Origin of the sequence: Rouxiella sp. S1S-2 (assembly GCF_009208105.1) — a bacterium.
Taxonomy (GTDB): Bacteria; Pseudomonadota; Gammaproteobacteria; order Enterobacterales; family Enterobacteriaceae; genus Rouxiella.
In genome coordinates this window covers 2,699,805-2,716,499 of sequence record NZ_WFKL01000001.1, presented here as the reverse complement: position 1 = coordinate 2,716,499, position 16,695 = coordinate 2,699,805, and the positions used below count along the sequence as shown (strand labels likewise).

14 protein-coding genes are annotated in these 16,695 nt (G+C 50.2%); 7 read left to right on the top strand and 7 right to left on the bottom strand.

Annotation, left to right across the window (positions count from 1 at the left end; translation table 11 throughout):
- Window positions 1–57: 57 nt before the first annotated feature.
- From GA565_RS12725 to GA565_RS12715, 3 genes are read left to right on the top strand one after another with little or no spacing between them, the layout of a single operon-like run.
- The gene (locus GA565_RS12725; RefSeq protein ID WP_152198751.1) at window positions 58–789 is read left to right on the top strand and encodes an amino acid ABC transporter ATP-binding protein; all 732 of its coding nucleotides are present in this window, start codon (window positions 58–60) and stop codon (window positions 787–789) included.
- 23 nt (window positions 790–812) lie between these two features.
- The gene (locus GA565_RS12720; protein ID WP_152198750.1) at window positions 813–1,481 is read left to right on the top strand and encodes an amino acid ABC transporter permease; all 669 of its coding nucleotides are present in this window, start codon (window positions 813–815) and stop codon (window positions 1,479–1,481) included.
- Between the two features lie 15 nt (window positions 1,482–1,496).
- Window positions 1,497–2,297: an amino acid ABC transporter substrate-binding protein gene (locus GA565_RS12715; protein ID WP_152198749.1), complete on the top strand. Its 801-nt coding sequence runs from the start codon at window positions 1,497–1,499 to the stop codon at window positions 2,295–2,297.
- A gap of 260 nt (window positions 2,298–2,557) precedes the next feature.
- On the opposite strand, the gene GA565_RS12710 is transcribed toward GA565_RS12715, so the two are convergent.
- Genes GA565_RS12710 through GA565_RS12695 form a run of 4 tightly spaced genes read right to left on the bottom strand, consistent with a single transcriptional unit; the run spans window position 2,558 to window position 6,427 of the window.
- The gene (locus tag GA565_RS12710) at window positions 2,558–2,863 is read right to left on the bottom strand and encodes a cupin domain-containing protein (protein WP_152198748.1); all 306 of its coding nucleotides are present in this window, start codon (window positions 2,861–2,863) and stop codon (window positions 2,558–2,560) included.
- Entirely contained in the window at window positions 2,863–4,560 is a 1,698-nt protein-coding gene (locus GA565_RS12705) for an ABC transporter ATP-binding protein (protein WP_152198747.1), read from the bottom strand. Before GA565_RS12705 ends, GA565_RS12710 begins: the two co-directional genes overlap by 1 nt.
- On the bottom strand, window positions 4,561–5,436 hold the full coding sequence (locus GA565_RS12700) for an ABC transporter permease (protein WP_152198746.1): 876 nt from the start codon (window positions 5,434–5,436) through the stop codon (window positions 4,561–4,563).
- A gap of 1 nt (window position 5,437) precedes the next feature.
- Window positions 5,438–6,427, bottom strand: a complete 990-nt coding sequence (locus GA565_RS12695) for an ABC transporter permease (RefSeq protein ID WP_152198745.1) — start codon at window positions 6,425–6,427, stop codon at window positions 5,438–5,440.
- Between the two features lie 322 nt (window positions 6,428–6,749).
- Between GA565_RS12695 and GA565_RS12690 the strand changes: the two genes are divergently transcribed.
- The 3 genes from GA565_RS12690 to GA565_RS12680 are packed head-to-tail and all read left to right on the top strand — an operon-like array spanning window position 6,750 to window position 12,177.
- The gene (locus GA565_RS12690) at window positions 6,750–8,885 is read left to right on the top strand and encodes a hydantoinase/oxoprolinase family protein (RefSeq protein WP_152198744.1); all 2,136 of its coding nucleotides are present in this window, start codon (window positions 6,750–6,752) and stop codon (window positions 8,883–8,885) included.
- Entirely contained in the window at window positions 8,882–10,582 is a 1,701-nt protein-coding gene (locus tag GA565_RS12685; protein WP_152198743.1) for a hydantoinase B/oxoprolinase family protein, read from the top strand. The genes GA565_RS12690 and GA565_RS12685 overlap by 4 nt, the downstream gene beginning before the upstream one ends.
- 2 nt (window positions 10,583–10,584) lie before the next feature.
- Window positions 10,585–12,177: an ABC transporter substrate-binding protein gene (locus GA565_RS12680; RefSeq protein ID WP_152198742.1), complete on the top strand. Its 1,593-nt coding sequence runs from the start codon at window positions 10,585–10,587 to the stop codon at window positions 12,175–12,177.
- A gap of 66 nt (window positions 12,178–12,243) precedes the next feature.
- Here the strand turns inward: GA565_RS12680 and GA565_RS12675 are convergent, their stop codons facing one another.
- The 3 genes from GA565_RS12675 to GA565_RS12665 form a co-directional block, all read right to left on the bottom strand.
- Window positions 12,244–13,059: a hypothetical protein gene (locus GA565_RS12675; protein WP_152198741.1), complete on the bottom strand. Its 816-nt coding sequence runs from the start codon at window positions 13,057–13,059 to the stop codon at window positions 12,244–12,246.
- A gap of 17 nt (window positions 13,060–13,076) precedes the next feature.
- Window positions 13,077–13,580 carry a CesD/SycD/LcrH family type III secretion system chaperone gene (locus GA565_RS12670; RefSeq protein ID WP_152198740.1) on the bottom strand — a complete coding sequence of 168 codons (504 nt, stop codon included), beginning with the start codon at window positions 13,578–13,580 and terminating at the stop codon, window positions 13,077–13,079.
- Window positions 13,581–13,984: 404 nt separating this feature from the next.
- Complete coding sequence (locus tag GA565_RS12665; protein WP_152198739.1) at window positions 13,985–14,518, bottom strand: OsmC family protein; 534 nt, start codon at window positions 14,516–14,518, stop codon at window positions 13,985–13,987.
- Between the two features lie 541 nt (window positions 14,519–15,059).
- Here GA565_RS12665 and GA565_RS12660 point away from each other — a divergent pair.
- Window positions 15,060–16,682, top strand: coding sequence for an ABC transporter substrate-binding protein (locus tag GA565_RS12660; RefSeq protein ID WP_152198738.1), 1,623 nt, complete (start codon window positions 15,060–15,062; stop codon window positions 16,680–16,682).
- The last annotated feature ends 13 nt before the right edge of the window (window positions 16,683–16,695 follow it).

The following is a 16,695-nucleotide window of genomic DNA, read 5'->3' as shown; positions in this document are numbered from 1 at the left end:
GTGCACTGGTCAGATAATAATCCCTTGATTAGAAAACGATAATTATTGGGAGGCAGCATGATCAATGTCAGTGGGCTAAATAAAAGCTTTAACCATTTTCCGGCTCTTTTAGACGTGAATTTTAGCGTAAAACGCAGTGAAGTGGTTTCTGTCATTGGCCCTTCGGGTTCAGGTAAATCCACTCTGCTGCGTTCACTTAATTTACTGGTTAAGCCTGACTCGGGAAGTTTGCAAATCGGCGATCAGCAGATCAACACAGAAAGCCTCTCGCACAGGCAAATTGCTGACTTCCGGCGTCAAACGTCAATGGTATTTCAGCACTATAACTTATTCAAAAATAAAACTGCGCTGGAGAACATTACAGAAATTCTGATTTGCGCCCGCAAATTTACTAAAAATGAGGCTCGCGAGCGTGGAATGGAACTGCTGGCTCAGGTCGGTCTTTCACATAAAGCAGACGCCTATCCTGCCACGCTTTCAGGCGGACAACAGCAGCGCGTTGGCATTGCCCGAGCCTTAAGCGTAGAGCCGCAGGTTATTTTACTTGATGAGCCAACCTCCTCTCTTGACCCTGAGATGCGTCGCGAGGTCCTTAACCTGATAGCAAGCTTGGCAGAACGCAGCCTGACCATGATGATTGTCACTCATGAGATGAGCTTTGCCCGCGATGTTTCAGACCGGATCTTTTTCATGGAACAGGGGAAAATTATTGAACAGGGCAAACCGAGTCAAATATTTACCGCCACCTCAGAGAACCGTACCCGTTCTTTTTTACACGATTTTGCCTGATACAGCCGACGGAACTCCTTATCATGAATTTTGATTTTGCCTATATGCTGAGTATTATTCCGCAAATTCTCAGCTACCTTCCCATCACCCTGCTTATTTCTGTCTTATCCATTTTGCTTGCAACAGTGCTTGGTATTGTATTTGCCCTATTGCTGCGGGCTGGAAAAATACCTGCAGCTTTTGCTCACCTTTATATTTCATTCTTTCGCGGCACGCCGGTGCTGGTCCAGTTATTAATCATCTATTTCGGACTTCCGCAGATATTCCCCGCCTTAAATTCGATGAGTGCCATTAATGCCGTGATACTCGGTTTAAGCTTGAATACTTCTGCCTATTTGGCGGAAATTTTCCGTGCAGCCATTGATTCCGTTGATAAGGGGCAGCTTGAAGCCTCGCTTGCCTCCGGCCTTAATTTGTTTCAGGCCTCATGGCGAATTTTGTTTCCGCAGGCGTGCCGTAATGCCATTCCTGCTACCGGTAATGTCTATATTGGGTTAATCAAAAACTCCTCACTGGCTTTCACTCTGGGTGTCAGTGAGCTATTGGCTGCCGGTAAACTCGCTGCCACCGAATCATTGAAGTATTTCGAAGCCTATTTTGCCGTCGGTCTTATTTATTGGGCGTTGACCATTATTCTAAGTGAGCTGCAGCGGCGTCTCGAAAAAGCCATAAATAAACCATACATTAATTAATACAGGGAAATAAATATGAAGCTGTTAAATCTGGCATTAGTGGCTTGTTCAATACTGCTGCTTAATGCCTGTGATAAACCGGCAACCCAGGCTGATGACAAACCTGTTCTTCGCGTAGGCGCTACGCCCGACGGTTATCCACACTATTTTAGCGAAAACGGCACAGTGAAAGGGTTTAGCGTCGATATTCTTAACGCCGTTGCCGAGAAAATTAACTTTAAAGTGCAATGGGTTACCTCGGATTGGGTCGGGGTTCTTGGCTCACTGGAAACGGGCAAGATTGATACCGTGGGCAACTTTGCTGATACGCCCGAGCGCCGCCTAAAATATGATTTCAGCGTGCCTTATTACTACAGCGCCGCGCAGTTGGCCGTGAGTAAAAACAACGACAGTATTCACGGCTTACAGGATATGAAAGGCAAAACGGTGGCGGCAGACCTAGGCTCAAATTATGCCAAAGTGCTAAAAGAGTTTGATCCGCAAAACCAAATAAAGCTGGTGACCTTTGAAGGCCAGGATGTCATTTTCAACGCCGTCGCGCAGGGCAAGATTGACGCCTTCGTTTCTGGGCAGGTTATTTTACTCGGCCAGATCAAACGCAAAAATTTGCCACTCAAGGTGGTAGGTCAGCCGTTTGGTGTCAAACAGGTCGCCCTGCCGTTTAGAAAAGATGCGCGTGGTGAAGATCTGCGTAAAAAGGTCGATGTCGCTCTGGAACAGCTTCGTGCCGACGGCACGTTGAGAAAGATTTCAGAAAAATGGTTCGATCAGGACCTCAGCGTCAAGCCCGCCACCCAAGAACCTGCAAAAGGTTAGCGCAACGTATTCACCCAAGTGAACAGCGCTGAAGGTGTCAAAATGCAGGAAAATCGCGTTTTGATGCCTTTTTCAAAACCAATAAAACGTGATCGATAAAGAGCGATATCTGCTATTGCTGCATTTGACGCATGTGACAACGGCCCTTCAGTTAATCGCAACCAATCCAGATTCTCCCAAAGGGCAGACTCAGAAAACGCTCTTTTGAGAATGACACATCTACCGCTATCGCGTTACGCGGTCAGGTTGACTTCAACGCGCTAACCCTCGGGTAAATCGATAATCACCAACGTGCCATAACTGCCAGACTCTACTGTATGCGGGATGCCCGCTTTGGCGACGTAAAGCTGCCCAGTCTCAACGTTGATGATTTCTCCGCCAACGTTGAGCGTCAATAGGCCGTCGATTACCAACAGCCCTTCATCGTAATCATGTACCTCTGCGATTATTTGCCGGTCGTCCATTTTTAACACTTTTAAATTGGCCTGACCAACACGGCCCAAAATGCGGGACTGCCAGGCCTGGGGCAACGCATCTGCAGTGGTTTTTAAATCAAACAGTGACATCAGGCACTCTCCCTTTGCTGTTTCTCATCTGAAAATTGATACTTTCCCACTGACGACAGCAGCTCGCGCGTATAGGCGTGCTGCGGCCGTTGCCATACGTTTTGCACCTCGCCGGACTCGACGATTTTACCTTTCTGCATCACCAGCACTCGGTCAGCCATGTAGCGCACCACGTCGAGGTTGTGCGAGATAAACAAATAGCTCAGCCCAAACTCTTTTTTCAGCTCCAGCAAAAGGTTTAAAATTTGCGCCTGAATAGAGACGTCAAGCGCTGACACGGCTTCGTCACATACCACCAGCTCGGGCTGAGTTATCAACGCACGGGCAATGCCAATACGCTGGCGCTGCCCGCCAGAAAACTCGTGGGCATAACGGTCGAGGCTGTGCTGCGGCAGCCCAACGCGGTCGATAATCGTCAAGATACGTTGATTACGCAGATGTTTATCTTTAACACCGTTAACACGCAGCACTCTGTCTAGAATGCCTTTTACCGTATGGCGCGGATTGAGTGAGGCGAAAGGATCCTGGAAAATCATCTGCACTTTGCTGCGCAACGGGGTGAGTTGAGACTCCGGCAGCGGGACGATATCGGTGCCATTGAGCAGAATTTGGCCGTGATCGGGTGTTAACAGCCGCAGTAAGGTGCGAGAAAGCGTTGACTTCCCGCAGCCTGATTCCCCTACCAGTCCCAACGTTTCGCCTTTAAACAACGTAAAATTCACGTCACTGACCGCGTCAACAGATTGACCGCTCTGCTGAAAAGAGACATGTAAATGACGCGCCTCCAGCAACGGCCGTGTATCAAAGGTTTCATCCAGTGACGGAAAGCTCAGGGTCGGCGGCGTAAACAGTGAAAATACCGGCTCTCCTTGCACTTTTTGCGCGCGAATTTCAGTCAGGCAGCGCTGACGATAGTGCACATTTTGTTGGTAGTGCAGCGAGGCAGCCATCAACCCTCGGGTATATTCATGCTTTGGATGGCTGAACAACTCGGCGGTGACGTTTTGTTCCAGCTTGCGGCCACCAAACATCACCGCCACTTCATCCGCCCACTGCGACATCAGCCCGAGGTCATGACTTATCATCAGCACGCTCATCGACATGGATTTTCGCAGCGTGTCAATTAGCGCCATAATTTTACCCTGTACCGTGACGTCTAGCGCGGTGGTGGGTTCGTCGGCAATCAGCAGTTTGGGTTCACAGGCCACGGCCATGGCAATCATCACCCGCTGACGCTGTCCCCCCGAGAGCTGATGAGGATAATAATCAACGCGGATTTCGGGACTGGGCAACTCAACCAGCTCAAGCAGTTCGATAGCCCTTTTTCTGGCTAAACTTCGCGACAGGCCAAGATGCACCGACAAACTTTCAATAATTTGATCGCCGACGGTATGAACGGGATTCAATGAGGTCATCGGCTCCTGAAACACCATCGAAATATCGTTTCCGCGCAGCTGTCGCAGCTGCCTTGCTGGCAGCGTCAGCAAATTCTGCCCTTCAAAGTTAATTTCGCCGCCAATATTGGCGTAGTCAGGCAGCAGCCCGAGGATCGACAGCGCAGTTGCCGATTTTCCGCAGCCAGATTCCCCCACCAGCGCCAGCATCTGCCCACGCGCTAGCGTCAGATCCAGACTGTTTACCGCCTGCTGTTGGCCGAAACGAACGTTGAGTCCTTTTATTGATAACAGTGCCGTCATCTAGCGCCTCCTTAAACGTGGATTAAAGGCATCGTTCAAGGCATCGCCTAGCAGATTCAGCCCAAGGATAGTGATAACCAGCGCCAATCCTGGCTCGGCGGTAAGATACCAGGCACTGCGCAGCATCTCGCGGCCGCTGCCAATTAACGATCCCCAACTGACGTTGTTCGGATCACCAAGCCCAAGAAACGCCAGCGCCGACTCCATCAGAATCGCCGAGGCCACCATGACTGAAGAGGTAACAATAATCGCCGGCAGCGCATTAGGCAGGATCTCCTGAAAAATGATCCGCCAGGGTGAGAACCCGCCCGTCCGCGCGGCAAGTACAAACTCGGCGTCGCGTAGCGTCCTGAACTCTGCCCGCACCAGCCGCGCCACGGTAGGCCAGGACGTGACGCCAATCGACAAGGCAATCAGCGTGACCGAAGGCGTAGTAATCGCCAGCAGAATAATCACCAGCAAAAACGCGGGCATAGTTTGAAACAGCGCGGTAATACGCACCAAAATGTTGTCGATAACACCGCCAAAATAGCCACCAATACTGCCAAACAGTGTGCCAATCAGCAGTCCTGTTACTGTCGCGCTTACCCCAATGAGCAAAGAAACGCGCGCCCCGTGAAAGATACCGGCAATCACATCGCGCCCCATGGCGTCGGTGCCCAGTGGATATGCACTCTGTGCGCCGGGCAACAACAGCGGCGTAGCGACCATATCCAGAGGGTCGCCGGGATAGAGCCAGGGAGCCAACAGCGCCATGCCAATGACCAGCAGTAGAATAAGCAGCCCAACGACGCCGGCGGGATTATGTAGCAACCGTCGTAGTACCGAGCGCGGTCGAATGTGAGGTGAAGTCGTGAGTTCAGTAATGGCAGTCATATCAACGCACCTTTATACGTGGGTCGAGCCAGGTGTGGATCAAATCCACCACAAAGTTAGCGGCCAGTACCAGCAGTGAGGAGAAGAACAGAATACCGAGCAGCACGTTAACGTCGCGCGCCATGACGGCGTCCAGCGCCAGTCGCCCCAATCCAGGCCAGGAAAAAACGGTTTCAACCACCGCAGCACCGCTGAGTAAGGTCGCAATATGCATCCCCGCTACGGTCACCACCGGAATAAGCGCGCAGCGCAGCACGTGGTGTACCGTGACACGCCAGGGGGATATCCCCTTGGCCTTTGCGGTACGCACAAAATCCTGATGGGCTATTTCGAGCATGGCGGCGCGGGTCAGCCGCGAATAAATGGCGATGAAAAAACTGGCGAGAGAAAATACCGGCAAAATTGCATGACTCACACTGTCTTTAATCGTTCCCCATACCGAAAGCTGCGCACCGATGGTCACATTACCGCTGCTCGGCAACCAACCAAGCTGCACTGAAAACAGCACCAGTAACATTAATCCGATCCAGAATCCCGGCAGCGAATAAAGCAGCAAGGTAAACAGAGAAAGAAAACGGTCCGGCCATTTACCGACAAACAGTGCCATGACTACGCCAAAGAGAATACCAAACGCCATCGCGACAATTTGTGCCGCCAACATTAATCCCAGCGTGGCCGGGAGGCGTGAGAATATTAACTGCGTCACCGGTGCATTAAATCGCGGCGAGAAGCCTAAGTTGCCCTGCAAAATATCGGCAAACCAGTGGGTAAACTGTTGCCAGGCAGGCAGGTTCAGCCCGTATTGCTCACGCATCAGGGTCATTGAGGCTTCACTCGCCCCGCCCGACTCACCGGCCATGACGTCAACCGCGTCACCGGGGATCAAATGAAGAGTAATAAACATAATGAGCAGGATGCCCAGAAGCGTGGGGACCACCTGAATCAGGGTTCGCCAAATAAGCAGCAAAAACCAGTGGCGCTTTTCCAACATAATGTATTGACCGGTAAAATAAAAAACGGGTCAAAAAAGACTACCAGCGGTCAAGAATGAACATTAATGCTTAATCTGTCTTTGCTTATACCAATAATCGGCAATAAAACGCGGCCTCATCATAAAATATCGTGCAGGGCGGTCATAAAATAGTTATCCGTTGCCAATTTACGTTACCCCAACATCATCGCAATAAGCTTGGGTCTCACCCCGTTCTTTATTAATAAAACAGCTTAACAAACCCAAAAAAATCAGTAGTCAGCCCCGTCGTTATCTCAGTTAACTAAGTGTCGAAAATAATGCTACTGATAAAGGTCAGGTAATGTCTGAAGCGGGTAATACTTCCTCAAAGATTAATAAACAGAAAAATAGATTGGCGGTTGACGTAGGGGGCACCTTTACCGATGTGGTGCTGCTAAAGGGTGATGAACACTTCTCGGCCAAGGTGCTGACCAGTGCCGATGCACCAGAGCGCGCGGTACTGACCGGCATTGAAAACGTGCTGACCGATGCGGCGCTGACTTTCTCCGACATTGACCTGCTGATACTCGGCACCACGCTGGCAACCAATGCGCTGATAGAGCGTAAAGGCGCCAAGACCGCGTTAATCACCACCGCAGGATTTCGCGACTTGGTTGAAATCGGTCAGGAAGATCGTTTCGCGCAGTACGACGTATTTCTACAAAAACCGCTGCCGCTGGTTGAACGCCACTGGCGATTTGGTATTGAAGAGCGTATTGACGCACAGGGTAAGGTGCGTATTGCCCTGAATGAGCAGCAGGTGCACCAACTGGCCGAAGAGCTGGAAACTTTGGGCATCGAAAGCGTGGCGATTGGCTATCTGCAAAGCTTTGTTAATCCCGAACACGAGCGACGTACAGCAGAAATTCTGCGCGCCCGCCTGCCGCACATCACCTTCTCGCTCTCCAGCGAAGTGTGTCCCGAAATTCGCGAATACGAGCGTCTGTCTACGGTGTGTGCCAATGCGTATGTGCAGCCATTGGTTGCCGGGTATCTTACCCGTCTTCGCCAGCAGTTAGGCGATAAAGGCCTGCGCGTGCCGCCGTTTTTAATGACCTCGGGCGGCGGTATTACCACCCTTGAGACGGGCATTGATGAGCCGGTGCGTTTGGTCGAGTCTGGCCCTGCCGGTGGGGCCATTCTTGCCAGCAATATCGCCACGCGTCTGGGACTGGAAAAAGTGCTGTCGTTTGATATGGGCGGCACCACGGCAAAAATCTGCTTTATCGATAATTATCAGCCACAAATTTCACGTAGCTTCGAGTTTGGTCGCGTTCATCGCCATCAAAAAGGCTCGGGGTTGCCCATTCGTATTCCTGTTATCGACCTGGTTGAGATTGGCGCAGGCGGAGGCTCTATCGCCCGCATCGACAACCTCTCGCGTTTGCAGGTGGGGCCAGACAGCGCCGGGTCTTCCCCGGGGCCAGTGAGCTACAATCTGGGTGGGACGGACGTCACCATAACCGATGCTAATGCCCAGCTCGGCCTGCTTGACCCTGCGACTTTTGCCGGTGGCAAGGTTGAACTGAATGTCCAGTTGGCAGCGGCCGCGCTAGACCAGCAGATTGCCACCCCGCTCGGCCTCAATACTGACCACGCCGCGCTGGCTATTACGGAAATTATTGCCGAAAACATGGCCAACGCTGCGCGCGTGCACGCCAGTGAGTCCGGTAAACAGGTTGAGAGCTATACGCTGGTTGCCTTTGGCGGTGCGGCACCGCTGCACGCCGCTCGCCTCGCCGCCAAGCTCGGGATAACCAAAGTGGTTATCCCGCAGGCGGCTGGTGTGGGCTCCGCATTGGGATTCCTTTGGGCACCGGTTGCCTATCAGGCGGTACGCAGTTTCTATCAACGCCTTGATAATATTGATACTCAGGCCGTGGACGAACTTTTGGTGGACCTGACTCATCAAGTGCGTCACGTCGTTGAGCAGGCCGACAACTCATCCCCTATCAGTGTGCAGCGTAGCGTTTATTTGCGCTATTCCGGCCAGGGCCACGAAGTGCCTATTGAACTGGATGCGGGTGAACTTAATAGCCAGTCGATTGCGGCGCTACACCAACGATTTACCCTGGCCTATCGACAGCTTTATGGCCGCAGCCTAGACCACGTCGCAGTAGAAGCGATCAGTTGGACGGTGACCGCCAGCACCCCGGCGCCTGAAATTAACACCCAACCTATTAACCCACACGTTGCGCCTGCGCCAAACGCATCGCTGCCCCAGCGCGAAGTTTATTCTGCCCGGCAGCAGCAGCGCATTCACGTTCCGGTGTACGGCCGCGCACAGCTTTCAACCTCAGCGCCGCTGAACGGGCCGCTGATTGTCGTCGAACCTGAAACATCAACCTGGGTCGATGAAGGCTTTTCGGCGCACATAACGGCAGAGGGTCACCTTGTGCTGCAACAAATCGCACCCGCAGACGGAGCAAAATCATGAGTCAGGACGTCATTATTCATCAAGTGATTTGGAATCGCCTGATTTCAGTGGTTGAAGAGCAGGCACAGGCGCTGATCCGCACCGCGTTTGGCACTTCTACGCGTGAAGCCGGAGACCTTTCTGCAGGCGTATTTTTACCTGACGGTCGCATGGTTGCGCAGGCGGTCACCGGCACGCCGGGCCACGTCAACTCAATGGCCGATTCGGTAGTCCATTTCCTGCGCGCCTTTGCGATAGAAACATTGAATCCCGGCGACGTGTTAGTCACCAACGATCCCTGGAAAGGCACCGGGCATCTGTACGATATCGTGATGGTGACACCGGTGTTTTATCAGCAAAAAGCCGTGGCTCTGTTTGCCTCGACCCTGCACGTCGTTGATATTGGCGGGCTTGGACCAGGCCCAGACGGTCGTCAGATTTATCATGAAGGCTTGTTCCTGCCGATGATGAAGCTGGTACACGGCGGTGAGCTGGACCGTAACGTGATGTCCATCGTTAAGGCTAACGTGCGTGAACCAGAACAGGTTGAGGGCGACTTCTTCGCACTCATTGCCTGCAATGACGTTGGCGCACGCCGTCTAATCAAGGTACTCGACGAATTTGCTTTGCCTAATCTGCAAGCCGCGGGTGAATACATTCTTGATCAATCTGAACAGGCGATGCTTAATGCGGTGCGCGAATGGCCACAGGGAAGCTGGGACGCCGAAATGTGGGTCGATGGCTACGGTGAGCCGTTGCTGCTCAAGGCGAAACTGACCCTTGGCCATCAGGGTATCGACGTTGATTTCACCGGCAGTGCCAACTTTGTGGCCAAAGGTATTAACGTCGTGAAAGCCTACACGGATGCCTATACCTCATTTGGCATTCGTTGCCTGATTGGCCCAGACGTGCCGAACAACTCAGGCTCGTTGGGCGTTATCCGCGTGACTGCACCGGAAGGCTCGATTCTTAATGCCCCCTATCCGGCGGCGGTAACCTCACGTCATATTATTGGGCAGATGTTACCAGACGTGGTGTTTGGCTGTCTGCGTCAGGCGCGCCCCGGTGAAGTACCGGCTGAGGGGGCTTCCTGCCTGTGGAATATTCAGCTTTCCGGCGGTCACGTTCTGCCGGGCTATGATGCGAAAAGTTTTCTCTCGCAGCCGCGTTTTTCAATTACCAGCTTCTCCACCGGCGGCACCGGAGCGCGTCCGCATCTTGACGGTCTTTCAACCACCTCATTCCCCAGCGGCGTACGCAACGTGTCGCTCGAGATCCTTGAATCAATAAGCCCGGTGGTATTTTGGCGCAAAGAGTATCGACCGGATTCAGGCGGTGCCGGACAGCAGCGCGGCGGTTTGGGCCAAATCATCGAACTTTCGCACGGACAGGATGCACCCATGTCGCTGGGCGCAGCATGGGACCGCATTGACTTTCCCGCACGCGGCGCAGAAGGCGGGCAATCTGGCGCGCCGGGTCAAGTGCGTCTTTCAACCGGTGAAACGTTATCAGGCAAAGGGGTGCAAACCATTCCACCCGGCAGCCGCCTGATTGTTGAAACCCCCGGCGGTGGCGGCCTGGGTGCGCCTGCCCAACGACTTGCCGATAGCGTAAAACGTGACGTGCTCAATCAGCTGGTCAGCGATAAAGCGGCACAGCGTGACTATCTCCTTAAATCAGAAGACTCGATAACGACGCATATCAACGGAGCTAAATAATAATGACGCTTTCTTCTTTTCGCCGCAGCCTGTGTGCCGTGGCGCTTTTAGCCAGCCTTACAGGAACCGCTCTCTCTGCCGAGCAGCCTCAGCATGGCGGCACGCTTAACGTAGTCTTAAACTATGAACCCCCTGCGCTCATTGCTTTAACCACCGTAGCAACGCCGGCGCTGAGCGTCAGCGCTAAAGTTACCGAAGGCCTGCTGAGCTATGATTTTAATCTCAAACCCGAGCCCCAGCTGGCAACAAGCTGGGAAATAAGTCCGGACGGTACGCGCTACACCTTCCATCTGCGTCCAGACGTTAAATGGCAAGACGGCAAAGATTTCACCTCAGCCGACGTGGCCTATTCCATCGAACTGCTGAAAAAGGTCCACCCGCGTGGTTCAAGCACCTTTGCCAACGTGACGCAGGTCGAAACGCCAGACCCGTTAACGGCAATAATTGTGCTTTCTAAACCAGCACCGTATCTGATTAAGGCCTTTGCAGCGGCAGAATCACCCATTATTCCGCGTCATATTTATGAAGGCACCGATGCACTGACCAATCCGCACAATAATGCGCCAATTGGCACCGGCCCGTACATTTTTGAAAAATGGGTGCGTGGCAGCTATATCCTCTACAAACGCAATCCAAACTATTGGGACCACTCACGCCCTTATCTCGACCAGCTAGTGGTGAAATTTATTCCCGATCCCGCGGCGCGATCGGTAGCGTTCGAGACTGGCGAAGCCGACCTCGGTTATCGCACGCCCGTCGCGCTTAACGACGTCGCACGCCTCAAAACACTGCCACAGTTGGCCTTTGAGACTAAAGGTAACAGCTACTCGTTTAATGTAACCACACTGCAGTTTAACCTCGACGATCCGCACTTTAAGGATTTGCGCGTTCGGCAGGCAGTCGCACACGCGATTAATCGCAACGTTATCTTACAGGTCGCCTATTTTGGACTGGGTCAAGTGACCGCGTCACCTATTGCCCCCGGTATCAAAGAGTACAGCGACCCCGCACCTTCTCCTTATGACTTTGATATCCAGGCTGCCAATAACCTGCTGGATCAGGCCGGATACAAAAAAGGTCCGGACGGCACGCGCTTTAGCGTCACGCTGGACTATAACCCCATCGCTGAAGACATGTTTAAAACGGCAGAATACGTGCGTTCCGCGCTGTCGAAACTGGGCATTAAAGTCACCCTGCGCTCGCAGGACCTTTCAACCTTTGTTCGTCGAATTTACACCGACCGCGACTTCTCCTTTACGGTGAACGGCCACAGTAATTTGTTTGACCCCACCGTCGGCGTGCAGCGCATCTACTGGTCGAAAAACTTCCGCAAAGGCGTGCCGTTCTCCAATGCTTCCGACTACCATAATCCGGAAGTTGACCGCCTGCTCGAAGCGGCGCAAACGGAAAACGATCCACAGAAACGCGTTGAAGAGTTTCGTCAGTTCCAGCAAATCGTTGAAAAAGAGTTGCCGGATATCAGTCTTATCTCTCCTCAGTTCATTACTATTTACAACCGCCGCGTGCACGACCATTCCGTGACCGCCGACGGAATCGAGGGCAACTTGTCCGGCGTTTGGGTTGATAAAAAATAGGACGTTGACTTCAGTGCAGTCGGCGTCATTTCTTTAGCAAGCGATAGACGACGGCTGCAATGTTAACTACATCGAATTATTTCTCTTAAGGAGACTATGATTCAATCTTTGTCTCAGTTCAGTGTTTTCACTTTTTAATTCTTTCAACTTATTTGCGGTTTCTTCGCCTTCGATATGTTTTGTCGCAGTTTCAAAGAGTTCTTTTTTATTTGTATGATCTATACCTTTCAGTTTAGCTATCTCAAATGCCGATTTTAAGAATATTTTTCCTACCGAAACACCCGTCATTGTTGTTTTAATTGCATCGGAAGTGCCTGGGGCAGCATAAATATTTGATGCGATCGCTAAGGCATCCAAAGCGTTATTAGAGAAAGATGAAATATATTCAGAGTATTTTTTAGCTTGCAGAGGCGTTGCATTACATTTTTCAGCAACAAAATATGCTGCATTTTTTATGCTATCCCCACCTCCTTCAGATTCCTCTCCGCCTTTAGCGACACTGTTACGGTTAACAACAGCCGAGATTGCATTGCTTGTATCTTTCGTTAGTGCGGCAAATTTAATTATTGCCGGTATAATACCTGTTCCTCCTGTGCTTGCCGTTGCAAATAAAGCCACACCAAGATCAAGTGCCGAAGCGGACATATTCCCCACTCTTTCTATAACTGAAAAATTGGCTGCTTTATTGTTGTGGTGTATAGCTTCGCTTGCAAATCTATTTTTAAAACAGTCGCTATCCTTAATGTTTTGACCCTGCGGTGGTGCAATGAAATCTTCACTATCAAAGTTTTTAATTTCAATATTACAATCCCCAAAATTGCTTTCCATATGAATATGCAGAGCTTGATCATTAAGGTTTACGGAGTTTGTTGCATTTAACATGATTTATCTTCCTTGAGTTAATCGTTAATACTTAACAGTAATGTCTCAGCTTGTTGTCGCAATGAATGACACTGTGATTCATCATTTGTTTTTTCAAAGCAGTGAGCAATGTAGGAATTTAACACTTCTCTTGATTTATTTATTTCTCCAAGATGTTGAAAACAAATAGCAATATGTAACGGAGAAGAGTCTGTAGAGGCCGCCATAGACATTGCATGATTAAAAAGGTTGAGTGCGTGTTGATACTCCCCCTGTTTTTTTAGTGCACAGGCAAAGGCAAATATAAATCTATAGTCGTCGGGGTTAAGCTGTGATAAATATGCAAAATAATAGGTGGCACTATCAACATCACCTTCATGCCATGCCGCGTAACCAAGCGCATACAGATTCTCAAGATCCTGCAGAGACAGCTCGCAAAACTCTCTGGCGCCGATTGTGTTGTTTAACTCTTCAGGCGACGCCTCATTACTTTCACATTGACTTAACTGATTGTTTATTAATCCATTTGACATTCCATTCATCTCGATCCTCCATTTATAACATTTCCATTAAATAAATACCCTTATAAAAAAAAGGTTTTTATTTTCAAAATTCTGTATGTAGGTGTACCGCATAAAACTTTCCTCTTCTTCTGTATTTCATATGAAATTTATGTTTTTAAGGAAACTCCCTCTGATTTTTTCACGATCAGGGTGAAAGAGGGAAAAAAAATTAGGATTTTTCAATGAGGCCGGACCTTCTGGTGGAGGGGAACTTGTTTAAAGTACCAGATGACGGGGTTACCGAGTGAATGGAATGGATAAATATTGAAACAATAAAAAACCCATAGCAGGCGAATGCTATGGGCCCCACAATGGAGAGAGTAAATATACTACGACGAGGACTATAAATACGTTAATAAAATCAGTCTGCCAAGAGGCTGTACTTATTCTTTTACCTGCTTGTAAACCAATGAGCCTTCAATCGGCTGCGGATTCTTGATTAGATTAAGCACCGGACACCATTTTTCCACGGCGTGATGCAGCGCATCCACTTCTGCCTTGCTGGCGGTGCTGTCAATTTCTACGCTATAACGAATATTGAAGGGATAAAAAGGCACGTTTTCATAGCCATCAAATTTTCCACCACGCGCATCAACGTCAGCTTTCACCTCAACTTCAAGGCGAGATAACGGCACTTGTAAATCCGCCGCGTGGATCAGAAAAATATGCGTCAGGCAGCTTGAAAGCGAACCTAAAAATATTTCTGGTGAAGCGGGCCCGAGATTATAACCGGCAAAGTCTGGCGGGCTGTCGCTGATAATATGGTGGTCTCGAATACGAATATGTCGTACGCCGCTGCGCCCTTCAGCATTGGCTCTGGCACTAATAGTTTGAACGGCAAGCTTTTCTGGGTCTCGGGCTTTTATCTTGAGTAAAGCCGCACGCTTTTCCGCCAGGTACTCGTTTAAATCACTCATGCTGGTATCCAAATTCTGAAGTGTAATGGCTGCCCTGTAAAACCAAAGAAAAAGGATTCAAAATAAAGACTCGGTTATCCTTAGTTTTGAACCCTCAATAATTGCATTCGCGTTATCTACATAAAATTTGAGGTCGGTAGTGAATAATTAACACTGCCTGAACTGAGTAAACCGCAGAATCCGCAACAGTAGAAACACTATTTTGAGCTTTAAATATTCAGTTTTACGATAAAGGCAGCGGGGTGAATATAAGTTAAGCACTTTATTTTCATGCTTAAGATCTCGCCTGGAAAGCGTCCGTTGAATGGGTGCTAGTTACAACCTACTTCGGCGGTGCGCGTCACCACCATCAATGAAAACTGGCCTTAATTTTCATTATTTACACACTGAATTTTCGTAAGTCATTTCCCTTCATTATTAAGCTATTAATGTGATTTTACATATCAGCAACCCCTCATTAATAATCGTTTTGCAACATTTTAAGAAGGTGATAGAGATTTTTATTAACGCCTTCAATTGTTAATACCTCAATGGGAAAAATATGAAGAATTCAACCACTATTCACTCTTTGTCGGGACTGACCTTATTAGTTATTTCTGCCGCGCAGCCACTTTATGCCGCAGAACAGCCTCAACAGGGCGGAAACTTGACGTGGGGTGTTGAAACTGAGCCGAGCACGCTCAATCCACAGCTTAATGGTCAGGATAAAACCGAACTCTTGCTGCGTGCCGCCTACGAGTCACTGCAGGCACGTAAAGCGGACGGCAGTTATATTCCCTGGCTTGCCAAGGGAATTACCGTTTCTGAAGACGGAAAAACCTACACGATTAAACTGCGTGACGATGTTAAATTCTCCAATGGCGAAAAGTTTAACGCCAACGCCGTGGCTGAAAACTTCCGTCATTTGGGGGATCCGGCCTACAGCGCAGGCACCAGTATCGGCGTATTTGGTACCCGAATCGACAGTATTACGACCCCTGATGACGCTACGGTGGTCGTAACGTTGAAAGAGGTTTACAGCCCTTTCCTCTCCTTCGCCTCCAGTCTTAAACTTATTTCTCCCTCATCGTGGAAGTCGCCGCAGTTAAAATCAGGCGGTACTGAAATCATCGGTACCGGCCCTTTCATTTTAAAACGTTATGAGAAAGGGCAGCAGATCGAGTTTGTACGCAACCCTGACTATAACTGGGCCTCGGCCAATGCGGCGCATCAGGGACCGGCTTATCTGAACAGCGTCACCTATCGATTCTTGCCGGAATCATCGGTGCGTACCGGCGCCTTGCTTTCAGGTCAGGTGGACGTTATTGAGGGAATATCTGGCAACGACGCCGGTGAGTTCAAATCTAATCCGGACTTTACCTATCAGCACGCGCTGAACACTGGCACGCCGTACTCGCTGTTTTTAAATGTTAAATACGGTCCAACGGAAGAGCTTAAGGTACGTCAGGCACTTTTACAGGGACTGGACGTGGGTCCTATCTTGCAATCCATTTATCGTGGCCAGCGCACGCGTGTGTGGGGAATTACCTCACCTATTGACCCCCTTTATGACAACAGTCTGGAAGGTAAATACGGCAATAATCCACAGCTGGCCAATAAACTGCTCGATGAAGCTGGTTGGACCACCAAGGGCGTGGACGGGATACGCACCAAGGACGGCAAGCCGCTGACCATTGAGATTATTCAGTCACAGGCCACGGTTCGCGACCAGCGTGACGTGCTGCTCCAGGCGCTCCAGGCGCAGGCGCGTCAAAAGCTCGGTGTCGATTTGAAAATTCGCTATGTCGACTCCGGCACTTACACTGAAGTGCGCAACAACGGCAAGTTTGGCTCAATTGCCAACTCCAACACCCCGACTGACGGCATTGATATTGAAAACCATTATCTGCCGATCAACGCCGGTGGCGCGATTAACTACAGCCGCACCGACGCACCGGAAATCATTCCTCTGCTGAAAGGGGCATGGCAGACGCAGGACAATGCCAAGCGCAAGGATTTTTACGGCCAGCTGCAAAACTTTGCCGTTTTACAACAGGCGCTGGCAATTCCTCTGTACGAGCCAGAAGACCAAATTGCCGCCGCGACCTACGTTCACGGCATTACTTTCCGTGCGTTTAAACAGATGCCGGAAAATACCTATGACGTGTGGCTGAGCAAGCATTAATCGGCAATCGATG